We start from the raw sequence: 24,169 nt of genomic DNA on the forward strand, positions 1-24,169 counted from the left end.
GCGTCAGCTCAACAGCCACTTGTTGAACTTTGGAATGACGGTCTCGCGATTGTCGATCCACCAATCGTAGTTGTAGGGCACGAGCTGCTTGGCGATGTCCGGGGCGCTCGGCAGGATGGCCAGCCGTTCGGACGGAATGTACTCGTTCGATCTTGCGTTCACGGAGCCATAGGGAATGCCGAGGCAGACGCGCGCCTGTGGGATTGCCATCGTCGAGTAGGCGACGAACTTCATGGCGTTGACCTTGTTCTTGGCGCCCTTGGGAATTCCCCAGGCGTCCCGCTTCGACAGGCCCTGGTTCCAGCTGATCGCCGCGGGAACACCGGCCGCCTGCAGCGCGGCCATGCGGCCATTCCAGACCGACGTCATGGTGACTTCGCGATCGGTCAGGAGCTGGATCGGCACCGCGCCGGTGTCCCACCACTTGAAGACGTCCTTCTTGATCTTGCCGTAGCTCGCCAACGCCTTGTCGACGTCGAGCGGATAGAGTTTGTCCGGCGGGACGCCGGCCGCCATCAGGGCGAACTCCATCTCGGGCCAGCCGCCGCTGTTGGTGCCATACAAAGCGCGATCGCCCGGGAACTTCCTGGTGTCCCAGAAATCGGCCCAGCCCGACGGAACGGCGCCCTTGAAGGCGTCGGTGCGGTAGGCGAGGACCTGCGCCCAGACCAGCATCTCCAGCCCGTACTCGAAGCGAAACTGCTTCTCGACGCCGGGATCGACGATGTCGTAGTCGATCTTCTCGAAGTAGTCGCCGCGCTTCTGGAGGTTCATGATCGAGCCCCGGCTGAGCTGGGCCAAGTCCCATTCGACATTGCCGGTGTCGACCATCGCCTTGATCTTAGTGGGGTCGGAGCCGGGGAAGGCGCGTACCTTGATTCCGGTGATCTTCTCGAACGGTTCGAAATAGGCCTTCTGCTGCGTCTCCTGCATGGTGCCACCGAAGGTGGCGATGCGAATCTCGCCGCTGCCCTTCAGGATATCGGGCACCGTCGTCTGCTCGGGCCATGCGGCCTGACCATAGCTGGGGCGGATGAACGGGGCGGCGACGAGGCCCGCGCCGATGAGACCCAGAGTGGAGCGCCTGCCGATTGTCTTCTTGCTCATGGATGCCTTCCTTCCCGTTCGGCTGGATCAGTAAGCGAGGAGATTTTCCCTGAACTGCTTGTGCTCGTAGGCTTTGCGCACCAGGCCGCGATCCTGGAGGGCGGGGACCAGCCCATCCTCGATCTCGGCCAGGGTGCGGCGGTTGACGTTGGGCATGGAGAAGAGGAAGCCGTCGCCGCCGACCTCCTGCATGACCTCGCCCATGCGCGCGGCGACCGAATCGCAGGTGCCGCACAGGTCGATCGACAGGTCGACGGCGTTGAACGAGGCCATGGTCTGGCGGATCGAGCGGCCGGCGGCCAAGGTGCGGAACTGCTCGAGATTGAGCTGGTGACCGTTGGTGGTCACGTCGTCGGGCAAAGGTTTATCGAGGTCGAACCTGCCGAAGTCGATGTTGGTGACCTTGCCGAAGTGGGCGAGGCGCTCCTGGATGTTGGCCTGCGCCATGCACTCGCGCTTCTTCTTGCGCTCCAGTGCCTCTTCCATGGTCTCGCCGAGGATCGGGTTGATCAGGTAGAGCACCTTGCAGTCGCTCGGTTTGCGGCCCTGCGCGATCATGTGCTTGTGGACGTCGTCGCGGTAGGCGCGCATGGCGTCGATGCCCTTGGCGTTGACCACGATCGTGTCGGCATGGGCGGCGGCAAAGCGCCGGCCGCGCGGCGAGCCGCCGGCCTGGGCGATCACCGGCCGGCCCTGTGGGCTCGGGCCGGAATTCAGTGGTCCGCGCGTCTTGAAGTACTTGCCGTTGTAGTTCACGCCGTGGACTTTGGTGTGGTCGATCAGGTTGCCGCTCTTGCGGTCGGCGATCATCGCGCCGGGCTCCCAGGAGCCCCAGAGGCCGCGCACCACCTCCATGTATTCGTCGGCCATGTCGTAGCGCAGGTCGTGCTCGGGCATGCCGGGCATGCCGAAGTTCATCGCCGCGAAGTCGGAACTGCCGGTGACCGCGTTCCAACCGGCGCGACCCGCCGACACCTGGTCGAGCGTCGCCACGAGGCGGGCCAGAAGATAGGGATGATAGGCGAAGGTGCCGAAGGTCGGCACGATGCCGATGCGCGAGGTCACCTGGGTCATCAGCGCGGCGACCACCGACGGGTCCTGCCGCGGCACGGCGATGGCCTTCTTCAGGTAGATCTCGGTCGAGCCGCCGAAACTTTCTCCCACATAGGATGAGTCCTCGAGGAGGATGTAGTCGAAGCAGGCTCGCTCCAGGCTGCGCGCCATATCGAGGAACAGCTCCGGCTGCTCCCATGTCGTCCCGATGTGTCCTGTCCAGGGCTCGCCCCAGGCCTGCACGCTGGAGCCTTGCAAGAACCACGCGAGATGAAACGGGTTGGTCGCCACGAACGCCCTCCGATACCGCCTGTCCGGCAGAAGAGACGCAAATACTGTGCCGGGGGTTCGCAGGGCGGCTCTGCGTGTCGCAGGGGCGAGAGCGGATCGCCCCCTCGCGCAAGTTGCGTTACGATGAGGGTTGCGGCGTCGACAGACACACAAGCAGGAGCGCGAGATGGATACGGTGGTGCAATCCGACAAGCTCGATATGACCGAAGCCGAATGGCAGGCGCGTTGCGACCTGGCGGCGCTCTACCGGATTACCGATCATTTCGGCTGGACTGACACGATCGACACGCACATGACGGTGCGCATCCCCGGCGAGCCCAAGTGCTTCCTCATCAACAACTATGGCGACCTGTTCGACGAGATCACCGCCTCGAGCCTCGTGAAGATGGATATCGACGGCAACGTCTACGCCAAGGACGGCAAGTTCAACGCCGCCGGCTTCACCATCCACTCCGGCGTCTACAAGGCGCGGCCGGATGCAAACTGCGTGATGCACACGCACACCCGGGCCGGCACGGGCGTCTCTGTCCTGAAGAAGGGCATCCGCCCGATCAGCCAGGACGCACTCTCCGTCTATGACGACCTCGTCTATCACGAGTACGGCATGCCGACGTCGCAGGAAGAGTGCGATGCGCTGGGCGTCTCCTGCCAGGGTGGCAACTCGGTCGTTCTACGAAACCACGGCCTGCTGACGGTCGGCTCGACGGTCCAGGGCGCGCTGCGGCGCATGTACATGCTGGAGCGCGCCTGCGAGGTCGAGGTCATTGCCCGCAGCCTCGACGAGGAGCCGGCGCCAATCGAGGAAGACGTCATCCGCCAGTACGGCGAGCGCGCCAAGCAGCAGCGCGCCAACCCGGAATACGGCATGACCTACTGGAAGGCGGCGCTGCGCCAGATCGAGGGCAAGGGCACCGACTGGCGGCAATAACCCGCCAGCTGCTGGTCGACGTGCACACAAAAAGAGCGCGCCGCGAGGCGCGCTCTTCTGATTCCGGCGGGAGGAGTGGGCGCTACTTCGGCGGCACCGAGAGCTTCACGATCTCAGTCCAGCGCTGGAGTTCTGCGACGATATAGGCGCCCAGTTCCGCCGGCCCGCCACGCCGGTCCTCGATGCCCTGTAGCCGGAAGGCCTCCTTGACCTTCGGGTTCTCCATCGCCTTGTCGGCTGCACGATAAAGCCTGTCGACGATCGGCTGCGGCGTACCCTTGGGCGCCATCATGTAGAACGATACGTCGGCCACGATGTCGGGATAGCCGAGTTCCTTGAAGGTCGGGGTGTCGGGAAGGGCAGCGGCGCGCTTCTCGCCGGTCACGGCGAGCAGGCGGGCTTGCCTGGCGTTGTGGACCGGGATGCCGGAGGCAACCGGCGTGAACCAGACCTGGATGCGATTGGTCAGCAGGTCGTTCAGCGCGTCGGTCGTGCTCTTGTAGGGAACCATCACCATGTCGATCTTCGCCGCGCGATTGAGCATCTCGCCCAGAAACTGCGGTACGCCGCCGGCAAAGCCCGAGAAGTTGATCTTGCCGGGTTGCTTGCGGGCGAGTTCGACCAGTTCGGCGACGCTCTTTGCCGGCAGCTCGTTGGGCACGAACATCGAGTAGTACACGCCGCCGGTGAAGCTGACCGGTGTCAGGTCATTCAGCAGATTGACCGTGTTGTTGCCGGTGGCCTGGTTGATGATGTTGCTCAACGACGCGATCACCACCGTATGCCCGTCGGGCCGGGCCTTGGCCGTGAAGTCGGCGCCGATGTTGCCGGTGGCGCCGGGCCTGTTCTCGACGATGACGCTCTGTCCCAGGGTCGCCGTCATGTCCTGGGCGAGCAGGCGGGCGATGATGTCGTTGGTCGTGCCTGGGCCGAACGGCGCGACGATGACGATGGGCTTGCCCGGCTGAAAATCCTGCGCGCCCGCCGGAACAGCAGCCGCTCCAATACTCGCCATGGCCGCCGCGACGGCTGCACGGCGGGACAGTTCCGATACCCGCATACGTGTCCTCCCTTCCATTTCATGCTCTGCGGGCATTCTTGTGCGCCCGCTTGCCAACTTCGCCGGCCGCTATCGGCCCTTCCACTCCGGCTTCGGCTTCTTGTTCACGAACGCGTCGATGCCGGCCTGCGGATCTTCGCGCTGCAGGGCGCCGGCCATGAAGTCGGTCGCGTAGGTGTAGGCCTGCTCGACGGTCATCTCCATGTGCTTGCGGAACATTGCCTTGCCCGAAGCGATCTGCTGCGGTGGCTGGGCGGCGATATGGTCAGCCAGCGCCTTGGTCTCGCGGTCGAGATCGGCAGGCGCCACGACGCGGCTCACGAGGCCGTCGCGCAGCGCCGTGTCGGCGTCGACGAACTGGCCGGTGAGCAGCATGTCCAGCGCGCGCTTGGGGCCGATGGAGCGGCCAACCGCCACCGAAGGAGTGCCGCAGAACAGGCCGTTGTTGATGCCCGACGTCGCGAACGTGGCGGTGCTCGAGGCGACGGCGAGATCGCAGGCGGCGACGAGTTGGCAGCCGGCGGCGGTGGCAACCGCCTTCACCTTTGCGATCACCGGCTGGGGCAGGAGTCCGATCGACATCATCATCGCCGAGCAGCGCTTCATGAGATCGTGGTGGGCCGCATAGTCGCGGGTCGAGGCGACCTCGCGCAGGTCGTGGCCGGTCGAGAAGGCGCGCTCACCACTGGCCTCGAGGACGACGCAGCGGATATTGGTGTCGCCGGCCAGCCTGTCGAGTTCCGCCTGCAGCGCGTCTATAAGATCTCCGGAGAGAGCGTTCATGGCGTGCGGACGGTTGAGCGTGAGGAAGGCGACGCGGCCTTCGTCGCGGCGGAGCAGGACGGATTCGTTGGAGGCGGCGGTCATGGCGGCAGTCTATGGGAAGAGGGAAGGGGCGTCATGCCGGTGATGTCGCCAGCCGAGTTGATGGCCTTTCTCGGCGAGCACTTTCCGCAGGCTGCGCATCTCGGCCTCGCCATCGAGCATCTCGACGACAAGACCATCCGTCTGCGCCTGCCGACGCACGAGCGGCATCTGCGCCCCGGCGGGACGATCTCGGGCCCAACGCTCATGTGGCTGGTCGATTGCGGCTTTTACCTGCTGATCCTGGGCCAGCTCGGGCCGGTGGCGCTGGCGGTCACGACCAATCTGAACATCAACTTCATGCGCAAGCCAGAGCCGGTGGACCTGATTGGAGAGGGACGATTGCTGAAGCTCGGCAAGACCCTGGCGGTCGGGGACTTCACGATCTGGAGCGCCGGCAAGCCCGATCCGGTGGCGCACGCGACCGTGACATATGCCATACCGCCCAAGGCTTAAATGGGAGGTAATATGATACCGCGCTTGTAAGTTATTGATTTCATTTGGATTATTTTAGCGATTTGACAAGCCCAGCGTCTCTCTCCATAAGCGCGCGCTCATTGGAAGAAAGACCCATGCAAGCCCTCACCCACCAGACTGCCAGTATCAAGACTGCCGAAGTGCAGAAGAAGTGGTTTCTGATCGACGCCGACGGCCTCGTGCTCGGCCGGCTCGCCACGATCATCGCCATGCGCCTGCGCGGCAAGCACAAGCCGACGTTCACGCCGCACATCGATTGCGGTGACAATATCGTCGTCATCAACGCGGAGAAGGTGCGCCTCACGGGCCGCAAGGCCGAGCGCGAAGTCTTCTATTGGCACACCGGCCATCCCGGCGGCATCAAGGGCGAGACCCTGGGCAAGCGCCTCGAGGGCCGCTTCCCGGAGCGCGTCCTGATCAAGGCCGTCGAGCGCATGATCACCCGTGGCCCGCTCGGCCGTGCGCAGATGAAGAACCTGCGCGTCTATGCCGGGCCGAAGCACGAGCAGGAGGCGCAGCAGCCCGAGAAGCTCGACATCGCCGCTATGAACCGCAAGAATTCGAGGATCGGCTAACATGGCTACCGAACTTTCGTCGTTTGCCGAACTGAAGAAGGCCCCCACGGCCGCCGCCCAGAATGTCGGTGCGCCGCGCGAAAAGGAAATCGACGCGCAGGGTCGTGCCTACGCCACCGGCCGCCGCAAGAACGCCGTCGCCCGCGTCTGGGTCAAGCCCGGCACCGGAAAGATCATCGTCAACGGCCGCGACCAGACGATCTACTTCGCTCGTCCGACGCAGCGCATGATGATCCAGCAGCCGTTCGACGTGTCGCAGCGCAACGGCCAGTTCGACGTGGTCGCCACCGTTTCCGGCGGCGGTCTGTCGGGCCAGGCCGGCGCGGTCCGTCACGGCATCGCCCAGGCGCTCTCGAAGTTCGAGCCCGGTCTGCGCGGTGCGATGAAGACCAACGGCTTCCTGACCCGCGACAGCCGCGTCGTAGAGCGCAAGAAGTACGGCCGCGCCGGTGCGCGTCGCCGCTTCCAGTTCTCGAAGCGCTAAACCCGCGTTTCCGATATCTTCGAAGGGCGCCTCAGGGCGCCCTTCGTTTTTGTGGAGTGTCGTTTCCATGTCCGGTTTCATCGTGCCGTTCAACGGCTTCGTGCCCCAGGTCCACAGCACGGCCTTCATTGCGCCCAATGCGACCTTGATTGGCGAGGTCGAGATCGCCGCGAACTGCAGCATCTGGTTCGGCGCGGTCCTGCGCGGCGACGGTCCGGGCATCAGGATCGGCGAGAACTCCAACATCCAGGACGGGACGGTGATTCATATCGCCGCGCGCGGCGTCGGCACGGTGGTCGGCCGCAACGTCACGGTGGGTCACCTGGCGTTGCTGCACGCGTGCGAGGTGCAGGACGACGCCTTCATCGGCATGCACTCCACGGTGCTCGACGAGGCCGTGGTCGAGACGGGCGCGATGGTCGCGGCGGGTGCCGTGGTTACGCCGCGCAAGATCGTGCGCAAGGGCGAGTTGTGGGCCGGCAATCCTGCTGTGAAGATGAGGGACATCACCGAGAAGGATATCGAGTCCTTCCGAAGGTCTGCGGCCGCGTACGTCCGGCTTGGACAGGCCTATAGGAACGAGCGTCCCAAGGCGGCAGAGTAGGGCGCGGCACGGGCGCGCATTCCGGAACCCGATACGCTGCAGCGCGTTCGTCGCGCATGCACTCAATCCTGGTCCCCTCGGTCTTCCTCCTGCTCATCGCCGCGGCAATCGCCGCGCCCATCGCCTTTGCGCAGGTTCCTCCGAGCAAAGCGCGTTGCGAGCAGTTGATCAAATACTTCGACTACTATGGCCAGAGTCGGGGCGAAGGTGTCACCGATGGAGCGCGCAACATGACCCGCATCGGGGCACGCATCGATTGCGACAAGGGCCACTATCTGGAGGGGATCGCGGCAATGGAAGCCGTTCTTCGCGAAAAGCGAATGGGCGTCCCAGATCCCGATTGGGGCCGCTAGACGCCGGACCGCACCTTCACGTAGCTGCCGGGTGCATCCTCGATCGCGGGGAGGCCGGCGGTGCCGGGCACGCGGGCAGGGACCTTCGGGCCGGAGAGGGCCGACAGCCACTTGTCCCAGTCGTGCCACCACGAGCCCGGGAATTCCTGCGCGCCGGCCTGCCATTCGGCGAGCGTCGGCGGGTTCTTCGTCGTCTCGTTCAGCCAGTGCTGGTATTTCTTGTTTCGCGGCGGGTTGACGACGCCGGCGATGTGGCCGGAGCCCGCCAGCATGAAACGCACCGGTCCGCTGAACAACTGGGTCGCCTTGTAGACCGAACGGACCGGCGCGATGTGGTCTTCCTTGCCGGCCTGGATGTAGACCGGAATCCGGATCTTGCGCAGGTCGATCGGGACGTTGTCGAGAACGATGCCGCCCGGCTGGCTGAGCAGGTTCTTCTGGTACATGTTGCGCAGGTAGTAGCTGTGCATCGCCGCCGGCATGCGGGTGGCATCGGCGTTCCAGTACAGAAGATCGAACGGGAAGGGGTCCTTGCCCATCAAGTAGTTGTTCACGACGAACGACCAGATGAGATCGTTGGCCCGCAACATGTTGAAGGTCGTGGCCATCTCGCTGCCTTCGAGATAGCCCTTCTTGCCCATCATCTCCTCGACGCTCGCGAGCTGGTTCTCGTCGATGAAGACGCCGAGTTCACCCGGTTCGCTGAAGTCGACCTGCGCGGTGAAGAAGGTGCAGGCCACGATCCGGTCGTCGTTGCGGGCGGCCATATAGGCCAGCGTCGCGGCCATCAGCGTGCCGCCGATGCAATAGCCGATCGCTGAGGCCTTGCGTTGTCCCGTCGCCTTCTCGATGGCGTCGAGCGCGGCGAGCGGGCCTTGGTTCATGTAGTCCTCGAACGACATCTTCGCGAGGCGCTCATCTGGGTTGACCCAGGAGATGACGAACACCGTGTAGCCCTGCTCGGTAGCCCACTTGATGAACGAATTCTCGGGCTTGAGGTCGAGGATGTAGAACTTGTTGATCCACGGCGGCACGATCAGCAGCGGGATCTCGTAGACCTCCTCGGTGGTCGGCGCGTACTGGATGAGCTGGATGATATCGTTCTGATAGACGACCTTGCCGGGCGAAGTGGCGACGTTGCCGCCGACCTTGAAGGCGTCCATGTCGGTCTGTCGGATCTCGAGCCGGCCCTTGCCGCGCTCGAGGTCGCCGAGCAGGTTCTGAAGGCCCTTGAGCAGGTTCTCGCCCTTGGTCTCGACGGTGGCCTTCACGACCTGCGGGTTGGTCAGGGCGAAATTCGACGGCGACATCGCGTCGATGAACTGGCGTGTATAGAAATCGACCTTGCGGGCGGTCTTGTCGTCGACGCCCTCGACCTCCTTGATGGTGCCCTGCAGCCACCGCGCCGTCAGCAGATAGGACTGCTTCAGATAGTCGAAGACGACCTCGTCCTTCCAGGCCGGATCGTTGAAGCGCTTGTCGCCGCGGGCCGGCTCGGCCACCGGCTCGACCGTCTGGCCCATCATGCGTTGGGCCGTGACCTGCCAGAGCTTCATGTATTGCTGCCACAGCTCGACCTGCGCCTGGACCAGCCGGTTCGGGTCGGCCAGCAATTTGGCCGTGAAATCCATGAAGGTCTGGGTGAGATGGAGCGGGTCGGCCGGCTGCTGGCCGTCGGCCTGATAGCGTTGGGAAAAGTCCTGCAGCAGTTTCTGGCTGCGCGTGGCGATGTCCTTGAAGGCCTCCTGGAGCTTCTCGGACTCCTCCGGGGACAGGCCGCCGAGGGCTGCGGGGGCGGGACTATCGGACATGCGTTTCCCCTTCCGAATCATTGCCTTTGTGGCGTTTCTTGCGGTAAATTCAACGCCCCGGTACCATAACTAGTGCCGACCCGGGCCGCCACTTGCCTTTCATAGGTAGGCTGCGACAACTGACGGGTCAAATTTCCTCCCGGTCTCCGCTAAACAGGCGGAAAATCGGCTTTCAAGCGTACACAGCGGGTGATGACGATGCAGCGACACCAGGACACGAACGGCAGCGGCCGCTGGCTCGGCCTGCTCGGCGTGTCGGCGCTCGCCCTCCTGAGTGGCTGCGATTGGATCGGCGGATCGACGCCGATTGGTCCACCGCCGCGTCCCGGGGCCGAAAAGGGCGTGCAGCCATCCGCCAGCATTCCGCCGGCTCCCGCCAACCCGCAATATGACGTTGGTGTCGTGGGCAGCGACGAGCGGGCCCCTCCGATCGGTTCGATCATCGCCGACAAGGGCGGCCAGAAGGCCCAGCGCGACGCCATCGAGAAGGAGCAGGCGGAGCGCGACCGGAAGGACCGTGAAGCGCGCCTGGAGCGGGAGGCCGCCGACAAGGAAGAGAAGGCGAAAGAGAAGCAGGAGGGCGCGCCAGCTCCTTCGGCAGCCCCTGTCGGTGCGCCGCCGGTGGGCGCGGGAACGATCACGTCCGATCAGGCACCGGTCTCAGCCCCTGTACCGCCGCCGGTCCCAGTGACGAGCGCACCGATGGCGCCGCCGACCGCAGCGCCCGATCCCGCCGCAACGCCTGCGCCCATTCCTGCACCCGCACCGGCGCCTTCGGGCAATCCAAACGGGGCCTTCAGCCCGCCGCCCGGCTGGACTCCGCCTGGCGCTGAGCCTGGCTCGGTGACGACCGGTGCGCCGCCGGCCGCAGCGCCCGAGCCCACGCCGGCCGCTCCGGCGGCGCCGACGGATCCGAACAAGGCCTTCGCGCCGCAGCCGGGATGGCTGCCGCCGGGCTTCGACGTCGGCTCGGTCATGACGCTTGCGCCGTTGAAGGTCGCGTTCACGGAGCCTGTCGGCGATGCGTGTGCGGAGCCGATGCCGGTCAAGGGCAACATCGCGATGGCCCAGTCGGGCGAGGTGCCGTTCAGCGCGCTGACGTCGCCGCCGTTTGACGGCTCCCTGCAGGTCGCCGTGATCCAGTTCGGACCCTCTTCAGCAGGGCTGGACGGCGTGGACTCCACGGTGCTGGCGCGCGTGGCCAAGATCCAACGCGAGAATGGCGGGATCGTCCGAATTGTGGCGCACGCCGCGCAGGACCGCGACAATCTCGATGTGTCGCGCCGTCGCGCGTTGGCGATCGCCCAGGAACTCCGTCGGCTGGGCGTGCCGACCAGCCAGATGGTCGCTGAAGCGGCATCCGACGAGGAGCCGATCTACCAGACCAGTACCGCCCGCGGGCTCGCCGCCAACCGGCGCGTCGAAGTCTTCATCGACTTCTAGGCACCGAAGGAAGAAAGACATGGACGACTCGGAATTCCACCGCCTGAAGCGCCTTCCGCCCTACGTTTTCGCGGAAGTGAACGCCATGAAGGCGCGCGCCCGCGCCGCCGGCCAGGACGTGATCGACCTCGGCATGGGCAACCCCGACTTGCCGACGGCCCCGCACATCGTGGCCAAGCTCGCCGAGGCCGCTGCGAATCCGCGCGCCCACGGCTACTCCGCCTCGCGCGGGATTCCCGGTCTGCGCAAGGCGCAGGCCGCCTACTATGCGCGTCGCTTCGGCGTCGAACTCGATCCCGAGAGCGAGATCATCGTCACGCTCGGCTCGAAGGAAGGTCTCGCCAACCTCGCGCAGGCGATCACCTCGCCGGGTGATACGGTCCTGGTGCCCAATCCCAGCTACCCGATCCATCCCTACGGCTTCATCATTGCCGGCGGTTCCGTGCGCCACATTCCGGTGCCGGGCTCGACCTCGATCGAGGAATTCCTGCCGGCCCTCGAGCGGGCGGTGCGCCATGCCGTGCCGAAGCCGCTGGCGCTGGTGCTGAACTATCCGTCCAACCCGACGGCCCAGGTCGTCGATCTCGATTTCTATGCGGCCATCGTCGATTTCTGCAAGCGCCAGGGCATCTGGATCCTGTCCGACCTGGCCTATGCCGAGATCTATTTCGACGGCGTGCCGCCGCCGTCGGTGCTGCAGGTACCCGGTGCGCGAGACATCGCGATCGAATTCACCTCGATGAGCAAGACCTACTCGATGGCCGGCTGGCGCATGGGCTTCGCGGCCGGCAACAAGACGCTCATTCAGGCGCTCACCCGCATCAAGTCCTATCTCGACTACGGCGCGTTCACGCCGATCCAGGTGGCGGCGACGGCCGCACTGAATGGGCCGCAGGACTGTATCGAGGAGGCCCGCAACACCTACAAGGAACGGCGCGACGTCCTCATCGAAGGGCTGAAGGGCGCGGGCTGGGACCTGCCGTCACCGTCGGCCAGCATGTTCGCCTGGGCGCCGCTGCCCAAGGACTTCGCCGAGCTGGGATCGCTGGCCTTTTCCAAGCTGCTGCTGACCCAGGCCAACGTCGCACTGTCGCCCGGCATCGGGTTCGGCGAGCATGGCGACGCGCATGTCCGCATCGCGCTGGTGGAGAACAAGCACCGTATCCGCCAGGCCGTCCGCAACATCCGGCAGGTGCTGGCCGACCCGGGCCGCTCCATCGACCTGTACCTGCGCGGTGTTGGGGACAACATCACACCGATCAAGGCTCGCGCCTGACCCCATCCTGTCGTATCAGGCGCCCATGAATTCTCCTCTCAGGATCGGCATCGCCGGGCTCGGCACCGTGGGTGCAGGCGTGGTGAAGCTGCTGGCCGAACATGGCCGGCTTCTCGCGTTGCGTGGCGGACGGCCTCTCAAGGTCGTCGCCGTCAGTGCCCGCAGCAAGTCCAAGAAGCGCGACATCGACCTCACCGGCCTGCGCTGGGAGAAGGACCCGATGGCGCTGGCGACCGCGCCGGACATCGACGTCGTCGTCGAACTGATCGGCGGCTCCGGTGGCGTGGCGCGCCGTCTGGTGCAGAAGGCGCTGGCCTCGGGCAAGCATGTCGTCACTGCAAACAAGGCGCTGCTCGCGCTGCACGGCGCGGAACTCGCCGCGGCGGCGGAGAAGAAGCAGCGCATCCTCGCCTTCGAGGCGGCGGTTGCGGGCGGCATTCCGATCATAAAGGCGCTGCGCGAGGGCCTGGTCGGCAACCGCGTGAAGCGGCTCTATGGCATTCTCAACGGAACCTGCAATTACATCCTGACGACCATGCGCGAGACCGGCCGCGACTTCGGCGTCGTGCTGGCCGAGGCACAGGCGGCGGGCTACGCCGAGGCTGATCCGACCTTCGACGTCGACGGTATCGATGCCGCCCACAAGCTCGCGGTGCTGACCGGTGCGGCGTTCGGGGCCAAGGTCGACTTCGCGGGCGTCCATGTCGAAGGCATCCGCCGCATCACCTCGATGGACATCGAGTTCGCGGAGGAGCTCGGTTACCGTATCAAGCTGCTGGGCCTGGCGCGCGAGACACGCTACGGCATCGAGCAGCGCGTGCATCCCTGCATGGTGCCGCTCGACACGCCGATTGCCCACATCGAGGGCGTGTTCAACGCCGTTGTCGTCGAAGGCGACTACGTCGGCACGACGATGTTCCAGGGTCGCGGCGCCGGGCAGGGGCCGACCGCCTCGGCCGTCGTCGCCGACCTGGTGGATGTGGCGCGCGGACGGCACATGCCGGCCTTCGTCGTCCCGGCCGACAAGCTTGCGACCAAGAAGGCGTCGCCGATCGACCGCCATGTCGGGGCCTACTACATGCGCCTGATGGTGCAGGACCGGCCGGGCGTGATCGCCGCCGTGTCGGGCGCGCTTGCGAAGGAACGCATCTCGCTCGAATCGATGCTGCAGCGCGGCCGCTCCGAGTCGGGAGAAGTACCGGTGGTGCTGACCACCCATGAAACCGAAGAGGCTGCGATGCAGCGCGCCCTGTCGCGCATCGCCAAGCTCGGCGCTGTCGCCGAGGAGCCGTGCATGATCAGGATAGAGGCTTTCTAGAGGGCGAAAAGAGACGCCGCGGAGGAGACGATGGCCGAGATGAGAGAAGAGACCGGCAAGATGGACCGCAACCTCGCGCTGGAAGCGGTGCGGGTGACCGAGGCGGCTGCCCTTGCCGCCTCCAAGTTGATGGGCCGCGGTGATGAGAAGGCGGCCGATCAGGCCGCTGTCGACGCCATGCGCACCTCGCTCAATTCGCTGAACATCGAAGGCACCGTCGTGATCGGCGAGGGCGAGCGCGATGAGGCGCCGATGCTCTATATCGGCGAGAAGGTCGGCATGGGCGGCGGACCGAAGATCGACATTGCGCTCGACCCGCTGGAAGGCACGACCATCACCGCCAAGGGCTTGCCCAATTCGCTGGCCGTCATGGCGATGGCCGAGCACGGCGGGTTCCTCAACGCGCCCGACGTCTACATGGACAAGATCGCCGTCGGCGGCGGCCTTCCCGATGGCATCGTCGATCTCGACAAGAGCGTGGCGCAGAATCTCGGCGACCTTGCCAAGGCGAAGAAGGTCGACGTTAACGACCTCGTGGTCTGCATCCTCGACCGGCCGCGTCATTCCGAGCTGATCGCCAAGGTCCGCGAGGCCGGTGCGCGCATCATGCTGATCGGCGACGGAGACGTGTCAGGCGTGATCGCCACCTCGACCGGCGATTCCGGCATCGACATCTACATGGGGTCAGGCGGCGCGCCGGAAGGCGTGCTGGCGGCGGCGGCGTTGCGCGCCATCGGCGGGCAGATCCAGGGCCGGCTGTTGTTCCGCAACGACGACGAGAAGGCCCGTGCCAAGAAGTGGGGCATCACGGACCTCAACCGCAAGTACTCGATGACCGACATGGCCAAGGGCGACGTTATGTTCGCGGCCACTGGCGTCACCTCGGGTTCGATGCTGAAGGGCGTGCGCCGCTTCCACAACGGCGCCGAGACGCATTCCATCGTGATGAGGTCCAAGACCGGCACCGTGCGCTGGGTGTCTGCCCACCACAATTTCTCGATCAAAACCGGCCTGCCGAGCTGGGCGTAAGCCCGGCATCGTCGGCCGACTCCCGGCGCGTATCCACCGCGCCGTGGGCTAGGGTGGCCGCATGTCCGACGTTTCAAGAACCGAGCGCCCGGCCTTTCTGGGCGTCGAGCGCTCGCTGACGGGAAAGCGCTGGGCCACGCGGCTCGGCGACGAGCGCCAGGCGCTGGCGATCGCGCAGCGCCACGGCCTGCCCGACGCAATCAGCCGGCTACTGGCGGCGCGCGACGTCGGCCTCGACTCGGTCGGGGATTTCCTCGAGCCGACGCTCCGCAAGTTCCTGCCCGACCCGTCGCACCTCAAGGACATGGACGCCGCGGTCGACCGCCTGGTGCGTGCCGTGCGGACGGGCGAGCGTATCGTCGTGTTCGGCGATTACGATGTCGACGGCGCCACCTCGTCGGCGCTGCTGCTGCGCTTCTTCCGCGCCGTCGGCGGCAATATCGGCGTCTACATCCCGGACCGGCGCAAGGAAGGCTACGGCCCCAATGCGCCGGCGCTGCTCAAGATCAGGGAGGAGGGCGCCTCGGTCGTCGTCACGGTCGACTGCGGCATCACCGCCTTCGAGCCGCTGGCCGAAGCCAAACGCGCCGGCCTCGACCTGATCGTGATCGACCACCACATGGCCGAGATCGCGTTGCCCGAGGCGGTGGCCGTGGTCGATCCCAACCGGCTGGACGACGAAAGCCCGCACAAGCATCTGGCCGCCGTTGGCGTCGCCTTTCTCCTGGCCGTCGGCGTCAACCGCGCGCTGCGTGAGGCCGGTTGGTACGGTACGGCGCGGCCGGAGCCTGATCTGCGGCAATGGCTAGACCTCGTGGCGCTGGGCACGGTCTGCGATGTCGTGCCCTTGCTCGGCGTCAACCGTGCCCTGGTGAAAGCCGGTCTCCAGGTGATGGCACAGCGCCGCAATGCCGGGCTCACGGCGCTCGCCGACGTGGCGCGTCTCAAGGAGGCTCCGGAGGCCTATCACCTGGGGTTCCTGCTGGGGCCGCGGGTCAACGCCGGCGGCCGCGTCGGCCAGGCCGATCTCGGGGCGCGCCTGCTCTCCAGCGACGATCCGCACGAGGTCGGTGCGCTCGCCGTCCGGCTCGACGAGTTCAACGCCGAGCGCCGCGCCATCGAACGGGATGTTCTCGACCAGGCGATCACCCGGATCGAGGCCATGTACGGGCCGAATCGCAACAGCCTGCCGTCGGCACTGCTGGTCGAGAGCGAGGGGTGGCATGTCGGCGTGATCGGCATCGTGGCCAGTCGCCTGGTCGAGCGTTACGGGAGGCCGGCCTTCGTAGTCGGCATGGACGGGGCGCTGGGCAAGGGCTCGGGCCGCTCGGTTCGTGGCGTCGACCTCGGCGCCGTCGTGATCGCGGCACGCCAGGCGGGGTTGCTGGTCAACGGCGGCGGCCACGCCATGGCGGCCGGCCTCACCGTGGGGCGCGATTCACTGCCCGAGTTGACCCGCTTCCTCGACGAACGGATCGCCCCGCAACTCGGCGCCGCGCCGCCGGTCCGCGAACTCGGGATCGACGCCGCCCTGGCGCCAGCGGCCGCCACCGCGGAACTGGTGTCGATGATCGAGCGCGCCGGGCCGTTCGGCGCGGGCAATGCGCAGCCGCGCTTCGCTCTCACCGGCGTCCGCGTCAGCTATGCCCAGCCAGTGGGCGAGGGGCATGTCCGCTGCACCCTGGTGGGGGCAGAGCGCGGCCGGGTCGACGCCATCGCATTCCGGGCCAACGAGAGCGCCCTGGGGCCTGCTCTGATGGATTCCGCGCGGCCCGTGCTGCATGTCGCCGGATCGCTCAAAATCGACCGTTTTGGTGGCCGCGAAACGGTTCGCCTGCAGATCGACGACGCCGCCACCACTGCCGGCTCTGTGCTCGCTTGATTTCCGGCGTTCAAGCCGGTATCTCAGCCGCTCTTCGGCTTCGTTCCCTTCGTCTAGAGGCCTAGGACACTGCCCTTTCACGGCGGCGACACGGGTTCGAATCCCGTAGGGAACGCCAGCGCCTGCTGGACTTGTCGATAATATCCATAAAACATTGCTGCTCAGGCGTTTCAGTGACCTTTGGCGATGCTGTTGCTTAGCCCGATTTGGAGTAGGTTTTTGGAGTAGGTCCGTAATGCTTCCCGCAGAAGGCTTTGAACTGGCCGCGCACGAGGTTGGGCACGCCGTTGTCGCTCACATATTTGGCGCCAAGGTGTCAGAAATCCGCGTCAATCCCCAGACTCGCAATGGCGGGATGGACCTAGAAGACGCCTTTCCTGCAGAGAAGTGGCGAGAGGACCTATTGATCTCGATAGCCGGGGAAGTAGCTCAGAGGAAAATCACCGACCGGCCCGAAGCGCTGGTGGACGGAAGGGGGCACTGTAGCTGGGCGCACGATTCGACCAGAGCGGCAGCCCTGATTAGCGCGCATCTGAACGCGGCGCACGCGGATGCGTCAGCCGATAGCGACGAGCCGTTTTACCAGTTGCTTGAAAACGCCTACCGCGCCGTTGAGAGCCTACTGCACGACTACTACGTATGGGGCGCGGTGCTAGTGGCGTCGGATGAATTGATCAACAAGGCATGGAAGCTGTCTGGCGAGGAATTCAGGGCCGTTGTTTCGCCTCTGCTGGATGACAGGAGAGAAACGCTCATTAGGAGCCTGAAGCTGGAACGGCTAACGCTGTCGTGAATGGCCTGTCTCTGCCAACGTTTACCGAAGCTCATCTTCCTGATGGAGCCGACAGGCTGAAGGTTCTCAAGAATTGGCTAACTGAAAACGGGATAACAGGAAGCCATCTGAAAGACACGGCTGACTCGATCAAGAATCAAATCTTTGAGGTGCTGACCTTCAAGGATATCGAGCCAACTTATATGAAGCTACTAGAAGGAATGCCCACGCAGTCCGGTCAGGACGAGGGCCACTCGCCGTAGGCGCCTTAGCGTCAAACGAACCGCCTCTTGCTCTCAAGCTTAGGCGACGTGTAACGCGGCACGTCAGCCCATCCAGTAGCATCATCAAAGGCCACGGCGGGCCCCGAGTGCTCCCCAGCTTTCTTGCGCTGCTTGGCCATGATCTTGGCGCCCAAACGTAAGGCCTTCGCCTCCAGGGCCTTGCGTGGCCCCAGAGGCTTCTTCGGCTTCCCCTTCCTACGCCGCGCGGCGCTCAAGGAACTTCTCAAGCTTGCGCTGGCGCGCCGTTGGTCCCGGCTCTATGGGCGTGATCGAGACTTCGAGGTGCGCGTGGTCGCTTGGATACAGCACCTCTAGCTCGACATGCTGGACGGTCTCCGGAAGCTGGAAGGAGGCATCGTCGGTAAGGCGATGCTCGGTGGTCCTCTTCGCGATCTTCGCGCGGGCCTTTAGGATGACCACGGTAGGGTCAGGCCCCTCGGTGGCGAAGTCGCGCCAGATGCCCTTAATGGCGAACCGGGCGAGACCGGAGACGGGGACAGGCAGGACGAGCTTGCGGGTGTTGCGGTCGATCCGGGCTCGGAAAGACGGCTTAGGCGCTTCTGTCGTGTTCATCGCGTCGACCACTGCCCGATTTCCTCGGCGCTGCCCTTGCCGCCAAACTCTTTGGCTACCTGCTCGGCCCGCTCGGTCTGTAGGGCGCGGAGGAAGTCGATCACGTCGCGCTTACCAAGCTCGCGCTGCATCTCGTGGTACGGCATGTCGGGAGGCAGGTTGCGAAGGGCGAAAGCTCTGTCGAGTTCGTCGATCAGGTCGTCGGCCTTCTCGGGAAGTTTCTGCATAGGTGCTCCAAATGAAAGCGCCCCCAAGCGGGAAGCCTGAGGGCGCGATGGTGGTGAGTAGGAAGGGCCGTGCGGCCTACTTGGGGATGTTGACGCCGCTACCAGTCGCGCCGCCGCCTGTGGGGATCGTCAGGTCGTTGCGGAAGATCGAGGTGCCCTTGCGCTGGGTAGACGCATTCTCCCGCTGGTTCTGTACCTGCGGATCGAGATTGGGGGCCTTCGGGGTCTGGTTCGGCGGGGGCGGTGGGAGCGGGGTCGACTGCTGGACTACAGCGGGCGCGCTGGGGGCTGCGAGACACATTGGCGGGTTACCCAGTACTCGGGCTTGTCATTGAAAGCCGGCCGGACGTCTTCAGGCACGCCGAAGCGAGCCCAAAATCGATTGTGCTGCTTTACGACGTAGCGGGGGAAGCGGATAGACTTGGCGGCCACGACTGCGGGACGATTTGGAGTAGGTTTTTGTAGTACCCGATAGCTGCCAAGAGCGCAATAACGGCGCCACTATTGCGCGTTTAGGAGGTCGCTTCGTCCGCTCCCGTAGGGAACGCCACTCCGAACTTCAGCCGCGCAAGGCGGCTCTCGTGTAGCGGGCGATCATGCGTTGTTCGTCCGTCGGCACGACCCAGGCCGACATGGCCGATCCTTCGGCACTGATGCGGCCGTTGCCGCCGACATTGAGGACGGGATCGAGCTTCAATCCCAGCCAGGCGCAGCCGGCAGCGATCTCGGCGCGCGTTGCAGGATCGTGCTCGCCGATGCCGGCCGTGAAGACGATGCCGTCTACGCCGCCCAGTGCAGCCGCCAGGGATCCGATTTCGCGGACGATGCGGTAGACGAACAGGTCGATGGCCTCGCGCGCTTCGGGCGCGGGTGAGGCGCGCAGGGTGCGCATGTCGGACGAGATGCCCGAGACGCCCAGCAGGCCGGACTTGCGGTAGAGCAGGTCCTCGATGGCCTTCGCGTCGTAGCCGCGCTCCTCCAGCAGGTACAACAGGACGCCCGGGTCAAGAGCGCCCGTGCGGGTCCCCATCATCAGCCCGTCGACCGCCGTGAAGCCCATCGTGCTGGTGACGCTCTGTCCGTCGCGGACGGCGCACAGGCTGGCGCCGTTGCCGAGGTGGCCGATGATCAGCCGGGATCCGGCCAGTGCGGGCTCCGTCTCCCGCAGGCGGCCCACGACATAGTCGTAGGACAGGCCGTGGAATCCGTAACGCTTCACGCCCTCGGCGGTCAGCGCATGCGGCAGGGCGAATTGCTGGGCGAGGGCTGGCTGGCTGCGATGGAAGGCCGTGTCGAAGCAGGCGATCTGGGGCAGGTGCGGCGCGGCTTCCAGGATCGCGGCGATGGGTGCGAGATTGTGCGGCTGGTGCAGGGGTGCGAGCGGAACGAGCTTCGCGAGTTCGGTCATGACGGACGCGTCGACCCGGATCGGCGCGGCATAGGCGGTGCCCCCGTGCACGACACGATGGCCGAACGCCAGCACGGGGCGCCCCGCCAGCAGCTCGCGTCCCAGCGACATGATCTCGGCGGTGGCCGCGCGATGATCGAGCCCGTTGTCCGGCCAGTCCCGTGTGGCGACGACGGTGCCGTCCGCAGTGTGCATCCTCAGGCGCGGGCGGGTGCCGAGCCCTTCGACCTGGCCGTGGAAGAGTTCCGTGCCATCTTCGTGAGCATCGTAGATCGCGAACTTGATGCTCGAGGAGCCCGCGTTGAGGACGGCAATGCAGCCGGTCTTGTCCATGTCCCGTCTCTTTCTCAGGCGACGATGTTCGTGCCGCCGTCGACATAGACGGTGCCGCCGGTCACGCGGTGCGCGTAGGGCGTGGCCAGATAGGCGCAGGTGTAGCCCACGTCCATGATGTCCACGAGTTCGCCCAGCGGCGCCTTCCGGGCCGCTTCGTTGAGCAGCAGCTCGAAATCCTTGAGGCCGGACGCGGCGCGGGTCTTCAGGGGGCCGGGCGAGATCGCATGGACGCGGATGCGCTGCGGGCCGAGCTCGTAGGCGAGGTAGCGGCAGGATGCTTCGAGGGCGGCCTTCACCGGCCCCATGACGTTGTAGTTCGGCACGACCCGGTTTGCGCCGTAGTAGCTCATCGCGAACATCGTGCCGCCGTCCTTCATGAGCGGAACGGCCAGGCGCGCCATGCGGACGAACGAGTGGCAGGAGATGTCCATGGCCTTGGCGAAACCCTCCGCCGAGCAGTCGAGCAGACCGCCCTGCAGGTCGGCCATCGGCGCGAAGGCGATCGAATGGACCAGGATATCGAGCTGGCCCCATTTCCGCTCGATCTCCCCGAACACGGCTTCGAGTTGCCCGGGTTCAGCGACGTTCATCGGGCCCGTGATCGGCGCCTCGAGCTCGCGGGCGAGGGGCTCGACATGGGGGCGTGCCTTTTCGTTGAGCCAGGTGACGGCAATCTCGGCGCCGGCTTCGCGGAAGGCCCTGGCGCAGCCGTAAGCGATGGACTGGTCGTTGGCGATGCCGACGACCAGAGCCTTCTTGCCGGCGAGGATGGGGCGGGTCGGTTCGTTCATGGTTCCTCAGGGGATTGCGGTTGCCGCGTTCGAGCGCCGCGCCGCCGCGACGAGGCAGGCCACGGCGCAGGACGCCAGGCGCGTCGTCACCGAGTCGGCCCGGCTCGTCAGGATGATCGGCACGCGAGCGCCGAGGACGATGCCGGCGGCATCGGCGCCGGCCAGGAAGGTGAGGCTCTTGGCCAGCATGTTGCCGGCCTCGAGGTCCGGCACGATCAGCACGTCGGCCCGGCCCGCGACTGGCGAGACGATGTTCTTGATGGCGGCGGCCTCGACGCTGATCGCATTGTCGAGCGCGAGCGGCCCGTCGAGAATTCCGCCTTTGATCTGGCCGCGCTCCGCCATCTTGCACAGGGCCGCGGCATCGATGGTCGAGGCGACCTTGGCGTTGACCGTCTCCATTGCGCTCAGGATCGCGACCCGCGGTTGGGCGATGTCGAGTGCATGGGCGAGGTCGATGGCGTTCTGGACGATGTCGACCTTGTCTTCCAGCGTCGGCGCGATGTTCACGGCGGCGTCGGAAATGATGAGCGCCTGGTCATGGCCGGGTACATCCATGACGAAGCAGTGGCTGATGCGCCGTGCGGTCCGGATCCCGTCCGTCCGGGCGACGACGGCGCCCATCAGTTCGTCGGTATGCAGGCTGCCTTTCATGAGCGCCTCGGCGCGCCCGCAGCGCACGAGCTCGACCGCCCTGGCTGCCGAATCGTGACTGTGTTCCGAGTCCACGATCTCGAAGGCGCCGATATCGAGGGAAGCCTGGCAGGCAACATCGAGGACGCGTGCCGAGGGGCCGACGAGGATGGGCTTCAGGAGACCGCTGCTCGCGGCCAGAACGGCGCTCTCGAGGGAAACCGTATCGCAGGGATGGACGACGGCAGTGACCATTGGTGGATGGTTGCGGGCGACGGTGATCAGCCGGTCGTATTTTTCATGCGGCCGCGCTGTGGGTGCTGTCACGTCAAATCCTCTCTTCAGGTCAGCGCGAATGCCGTGTCGCCGCGAAAAGCTGGCGCAGGCGGTCGATGCGGTCGGTCCCTTCCGGCGGCAGGTCGCCGGACGCCCCGAGCACCTCCTCGACGACCCGCCATCCCTGCAACCGCAGTTCCGGATCGTCGGGCAGCAGGAGCGGAAGGGCCCGGACCGCTCGTTCCTCGTCGAGATACAACAGCAGGTACTGTTCGCGAAACAGTGTCTTCAGTTCGCCGAAGCTCAGGCGCCGGTTGGCGGGCTGCATGCGGCGTATGGCCTGCAGCACCGAGAAGCCGCGCTCGTCCGCACTCCGTTGGGGCCGGCGCACGTACATGATGGAACGGAGGACGGCCTCGACCAGACCGCCGACCTCGAACTTCTTGTCCATCTCCGCACGCCAGGCCACGGCAATGGCCTCCTGGGCGCGGTCCGGATGCCGAGGAGCTGGTGTCTCTTCGGCTGCGAGTCCCACCAGCGCCTGTAGGACGGGCGAACCGTAGGTCCCGAGAAACATCGCTTCCGTCATGGCATCGCGGACCAGGCGATAGCTCTCCCAGCACGTGGAGATCCAGCTTGCGGTGACCTTCTCCATCGTGAGCAGGGGATTGTCTGGTGAGACGGGTCTGCGGTCGGCGCGAATGGAATCGGCCAGCGGCTTGACCGGCGCCATGAATGGATTGCGATCTGAGAAAGCGGCGAACCGCATCCGGTGCGGATGGGTCTCTCGCAACAGGTCGGCCGACTGCTGGCTGACCATCGCCCGGACGGCCGGCTGGACGAACGTCCGGTACAGGCCGGTGCCGATCTCGGAGACGCGCGCCGCGGTGGCGAATCGCCGCTGGTCCTCGTCGCTGTTCGCGCCCAAGGCCCGGATGTCGTCGAGCGTGCGCGCTTCGAGCCGGAAAAGGTGCTTGCCGCTGATCAGGCCGGGATTGACCGTCTTCTCGTCGATCTCGGTGATGACCGCCTCGTAGAGGCCGGGCGGCAACAGGTCGATCATCTCCATGCAGGAAGCGAACTCGGCATGCTCCTTGGTCGCGACCTTGCTCGACACGAAGATGCCGAGATGGCCGATCGTCTGATGCAGCGTGTAGACGATCGTCTGGCCGTTGGCGACGATCTCGTCCTCGTGATCGTAGAGGTCAGTCAGCCAGCCCAGCGCCTGCTGCGGCGGCGTGATATTGTCTCCCCAGGAGCACAGCACGATGATCGGCGAGCGAATGTTGCGCAGGTCGACCCGGGTTCCATCGGCCGTGAGAATGTCCCCCGAGGTGAGCTTGTTGCCGACGAAGAGGTTGTCGGCGATCCATTGCATCTCGCCGGCGTTCAGGGTGACGGGACTTCCCCACCAGGTCTCGAAATCGAGGAAGCGCGCCGCTTCGGTGTCGGCCTTCGCATAGAGATTGTAGGGCTTCTCCCAGTAGGTGTTCGCCGGGTTGAGCGACTCGAAATTGGCGACGAGGTTCGCCCCGTCGAACGTGCCGTTGCCGAGGTCGCCTGCGAGGGCGGTGAGCCATGTGCCGCCCAGCGTGCCGCCGAGATACCGCATCGGATTGCGACCCCGGACTCCCGCCCAGTAGGAAAGCGGCGAGCCCGCCAGCAGGATGGGGCCGAACAGATCGGGACGGATGGCGGCGGTCATCATGATCTGCCAGCCCGCCTGGCAGTTGCCGACCACCACCGGCTTGCTCTCCGCTTCGGGATGGCGCGCGGCGACGGCTTCGAGGAAGGCCGCTTCGGCGACGCAGACATCGGCGATCGTCTGTCCCGGCATGGGCTTGGGCAGGAAGCCCACGAAGTAGCAGGCGTGGCCGGCGGCGAGGGCGACACCGATCTCGCTCTCGTGCTTCATGCCGCCGATGCCGGGGCCGTGTCCCGCACGAGGATCGACGACAACGTAGGGTGGTTTGGCCGGATCGATGACCGTGCCCTCGGGAGGTGTCACGCTGACGAGAACGTAGTTCACCGGGCGGGGGAGGGTGCGTCCGTCCAGCACCACGTCGAAGGCAAAGCCCAGCACGTGCGGCGCATCCTCGGCCGCCCGCGTGACGAAGGTATTGCCGCGCTCCCGCAGCACGTCGAGGCTCAGGATCGACCTCTGCCAGGCGTCGATCCAGTATTCCTGGAAGATGTTGGGACTGGCTCGGTCTGCCATGACGGCGTTCCCCGGGTTCCGGAAGGTCCGCCCTTGATCCACCTTACGCTGCACTGCGTCATTGACCTTAATCAAGCGACCCTGGGGTCAATTTGA

At 65.6% G+C, this 24,169-nt stretch carries 25 protein-coding genes and 1 tRNA gene; 14 read left to right on the top strand and 12 right to left on the bottom strand.

Features of this window, described 5'->3' with window-relative positions:
- Positions 1-3: 3 nt before the first annotated feature.
- Both Q0Q48_RS14525 and Q0Q48_RS14530 read right to left on the bottom strand, forming a co-directional pair.
- The gene (locus Q0Q48_RS14525; RefSeq protein ID WP_295138892.1) at positions 4-1,107 is read right to left on the bottom strand and encodes an ABC transporter substrate-binding protein; all 1,104 of its coding nucleotides are present in this window, start codon (positions 1,105-1,107) and stop codon (positions 4-6) included.
- Between the two features lie 27 nt (positions 1,108-1,134).
- Positions 1,135-2,451 carry an NtaA/DmoA family FMN-dependent monooxygenase gene (locus Q0Q48_RS14530; protein ID WP_295138895.1) on the bottom strand — a complete coding sequence of 439 codons (1,317 nt, stop codon included), beginning with the start codon at positions 2,449-2,451 and terminating at the stop codon, positions 1,135-1,137.
- A 166-nt stretch (positions 2,452-2,617) separates the two neighbouring features.
- On the opposite strand from Q0Q48_RS14530, the gene Q0Q48_RS14535 reads away from it, so the two are divergent.
- Positions 2,618-3,379, top strand: coding sequence for a class II aldolase/adducin family protein (locus Q0Q48_RS14535; RefSeq protein WP_295138899.1), 762 nt, complete (start codon positions 2,618-2,620; stop codon positions 3,377-3,379).
- 82 nt (positions 3,380-3,461) lie between these two features.
- On the opposite strand, the gene Q0Q48_RS14540 is transcribed toward Q0Q48_RS14535, so the two are convergent.
- Positions 3,462-4,439, bottom strand: coding sequence for a tripartite tricarboxylate transporter substrate binding protein (locus tag Q0Q48_RS14540; protein WP_295138902.1), 978 nt, complete (start codon positions 4,437-4,439; stop codon positions 3,462-3,464).
- 69 nt (positions 4,440-4,508) lie between these two features.
- Positions 4,509-5,306, bottom strand: coding sequence for an enoyl-CoA hydratase (locus Q0Q48_RS14545; protein ID WP_295138905.1), 798 nt, complete (start codon positions 5,304-5,306; stop codon positions 4,509-4,511).
- Positions 5,307-5,339: 33 nt separating this feature from the next.
- Between Q0Q48_RS14545 and Q0Q48_RS14550 the strand changes: the two genes are divergently transcribed.
- The 5 genes from Q0Q48_RS14550 (at position 5,340) to Q0Q48_RS14570 (ending at position 7,796) form a co-directional block, all read left to right on the top strand.
- On the top strand, positions 5,340-5,759 hold the full coding sequence (locus Q0Q48_RS14550; RefSeq protein ID WP_295138908.1) for a PaaI family thioesterase: 420 nt from the start codon (positions 5,340-5,342) through the stop codon (positions 5,757-5,759).
- A 116-nt stretch (positions 5,760-5,875) separates the two neighbouring features.
- Complete coding sequence (gene rplM, locus Q0Q48_RS14555) at positions 5,876-6,355, top strand: 50S ribosomal protein L13 (RefSeq protein WP_295138911.1); 480 nt, start codon at positions 5,876-5,878, stop codon at positions 6,353-6,355.
- A 1-nt stretch (position 6,356) separates the two neighbouring features.
- Complete coding sequence (gene rpsI, locus Q0Q48_RS14560; protein WP_295138913.1) at positions 6,357-6,839, top strand: 30S ribosomal protein S9; 483 nt, start codon at positions 6,357-6,359, stop codon at positions 6,837-6,839.
- 67 nt (positions 6,840-6,906) lie between these two features.
- Complete coding sequence (locus tag Q0Q48_RS14565; protein WP_295138915.1) at positions 6,907-7,443, top strand: gamma carbonic anhydrase family protein; 537 nt, start codon at positions 6,907-6,909, stop codon at positions 7,441-7,443.
- 56 nt (positions 7,444-7,499) lie between these two features.
- A complete protein-coding gene (locus Q0Q48_RS14570; RefSeq protein WP_295138919.1) occupies positions 7,500-7,796 on the top strand; it encodes a hypothetical protein in 297 nt (98 codons plus the stop codon).
- Here the strand turns inward: Q0Q48_RS14570 and phaC are convergent.
- A complete protein-coding gene (phaC, locus tag Q0Q48_RS14575) occupies positions 7,793-9,607 on the bottom strand; it encodes a class I poly(R)-hydroxyalkanoic acid synthase (protein WP_295138921.1) in 1,815 nt (604 codons plus the stop codon). The genes Q0Q48_RS14570 and phaC overlap by 4 nt on opposite strands.
- A gap of 192 nt (positions 9,608-9,799) precedes the next feature.
- Here phaC and Q0Q48_RS14580 point away from each other — a divergent pair, with 192 nt between their 5' ends.
- From Q0Q48_RS14580 to Q0Q48_RS14615, 8 genes are all read left to right on the top strand, one after another.
- Positions 9,800-11,050: an OmpA family protein gene (locus Q0Q48_RS14580; protein WP_295138923.1), complete on the top strand. Its 1,251-nt coding sequence runs from the start codon at positions 9,800-9,802 to the stop codon at positions 11,048-11,050.
- 19 nt (positions 11,051-11,069) lie between these two features.
- A complete protein-coding gene (locus tag Q0Q48_RS14585) occupies positions 11,070-12,326 on the top strand; it encodes an LL-diaminopimelate aminotransferase (RefSeq protein WP_295138925.1) in 1,257 nt (418 codons plus the stop codon).
- Positions 12,327-12,351: 25 nt separating this feature from the next.
- Entirely contained in the window at positions 12,352-13,644 is a 1,293-nt protein-coding gene (locus tag Q0Q48_RS14590) for a homoserine dehydrogenase (RefSeq protein ID WP_295138928.1), read from the top strand.
- A gap of 30 nt (positions 13,645-13,674) precedes the next feature.
- A complete protein-coding gene (glpX, locus tag Q0Q48_RS14595; protein WP_295138930.1) occupies positions 13,675-14,673 on the top strand; it encodes a class II fructose-bisphosphatase in 999 nt (332 codons plus the stop codon).
- Positions 14,674-14,734: 61 nt separating this feature from the next.
- The gene (gene recJ, locus Q0Q48_RS14600; RefSeq protein WP_295138932.1) at positions 14,735-16,555 is read left to right on the top strand and encodes a single-stranded-DNA-specific exonuclease RecJ; all 1,821 of its coding nucleotides are present in this window, start codon (positions 14,735-14,737) and stop codon (positions 16,553-16,555) included.
- Positions 16,556-16,597: 42 nt separating this feature from the next.
- Positions 16,598-16,673: transfer RNA gene (locus Q0Q48_RS14605), tRNA-Glu, on the top strand.
- Positions 16,674-16,709: 36 nt separating this feature from the next.
- Positions 16,710-17,348 carry a M50 family metallopeptidase gene (locus Q0Q48_RS14610; RefSeq protein ID WP_295138934.1) on the top strand — a complete coding sequence of 213 codons (639 nt, stop codon included), beginning with the start codon at positions 16,710-16,712 and terminating at the stop codon, positions 17,346-17,348.
- Entirely contained in the window at positions 17,345-17,590 is a 246-nt protein-coding gene (locus Q0Q48_RS14615) for a hypothetical protein (RefSeq protein ID WP_295138936.1), read from the top strand. Before Q0Q48_RS14610 ends, Q0Q48_RS14615 begins: the two co-directional genes overlap by 4 nt.
- 216 nt (positions 17,591-17,806) lie before the next feature.
- Here the strand turns inward: Q0Q48_RS14615 and Q0Q48_RS14620 are convergent, their stop codons facing one another.
- From Q0Q48_RS14620 to Q0Q48_RS14650, 7 genes are all read right to left on the bottom strand, one after another.
- Entirely contained in the window at positions 17,807-18,196 is a 390-nt protein-coding gene (locus tag Q0Q48_RS14620; protein ID WP_295138938.1) for a hypothetical protein, read from the bottom strand.
- Entirely contained in the window at positions 18,181-18,411 is a 231-nt protein-coding gene (locus Q0Q48_RS14625; RefSeq protein ID WP_295138940.1) for a hypothetical protein, read from the bottom strand. Before Q0Q48_RS14625 ends, Q0Q48_RS14620 begins: the two co-directional genes overlap by 16 nt.
- A 76-nt stretch (positions 18,412-18,487) precedes the next feature.
- The gene (locus Q0Q48_RS14630; RefSeq protein WP_295138941.1) at positions 18,488-18,712 is read right to left on the bottom strand and encodes a hypothetical protein; all 225 of its coding nucleotides are present in this window, start codon (positions 18,710-18,712) and stop codon (positions 18,488-18,490) included.
- A 258-nt stretch (positions 18,713-18,970) separates the two neighbouring features.
- Positions 18,971-20,152, bottom strand: coding sequence for an acetate/propionate family kinase (locus Q0Q48_RS14635; protein WP_295138942.1), 1,182 nt, complete (start codon positions 20,150-20,152; stop codon positions 18,971-18,973).
- Between the two features lie 14 nt (positions 20,153-20,166).
- The gene (gene fabI / locus Q0Q48_RS14640; RefSeq protein WP_295138943.1) at positions 20,167-20,946 is read right to left on the bottom strand and encodes an enoyl-ACP reductase FabI; all 780 of its coding nucleotides are present in this window, start codon (positions 20,944-20,946) and stop codon (positions 20,167-20,169) included.
- A gap of 6 nt (positions 20,947-20,952) precedes the next feature.
- Positions 20,953-21,906 carry a phosphate acetyltransferase gene (locus tag Q0Q48_RS14645; RefSeq protein WP_295138945.1) on the bottom strand — a complete coding sequence of 318 codons (954 nt, stop codon included), beginning with the start codon at positions 21,904-21,906 and terminating at the stop codon, positions 20,953-20,955.
- A 19-nt stretch (positions 21,907-21,925) separates the two neighbouring features.
- Complete coding sequence (locus tag Q0Q48_RS14650; RefSeq protein WP_295138947.1) at positions 21,926-24,073, bottom strand: DUF3141 domain-containing protein; 2,148 nt, start codon at positions 24,071-24,073, stop codon at positions 21,926-21,928.
- Positions 24,074-24,169: the final 96 nt, after the last annotated feature.

The organism is uncultured Reyranella sp. (genome assembly GCF_945957355.1).
Taxonomy (GTDB): domain Bacteria; phylum Pseudomonadota; class Alphaproteobacteria; order Reyranellales; family Reyranellaceae; genus Reyranella.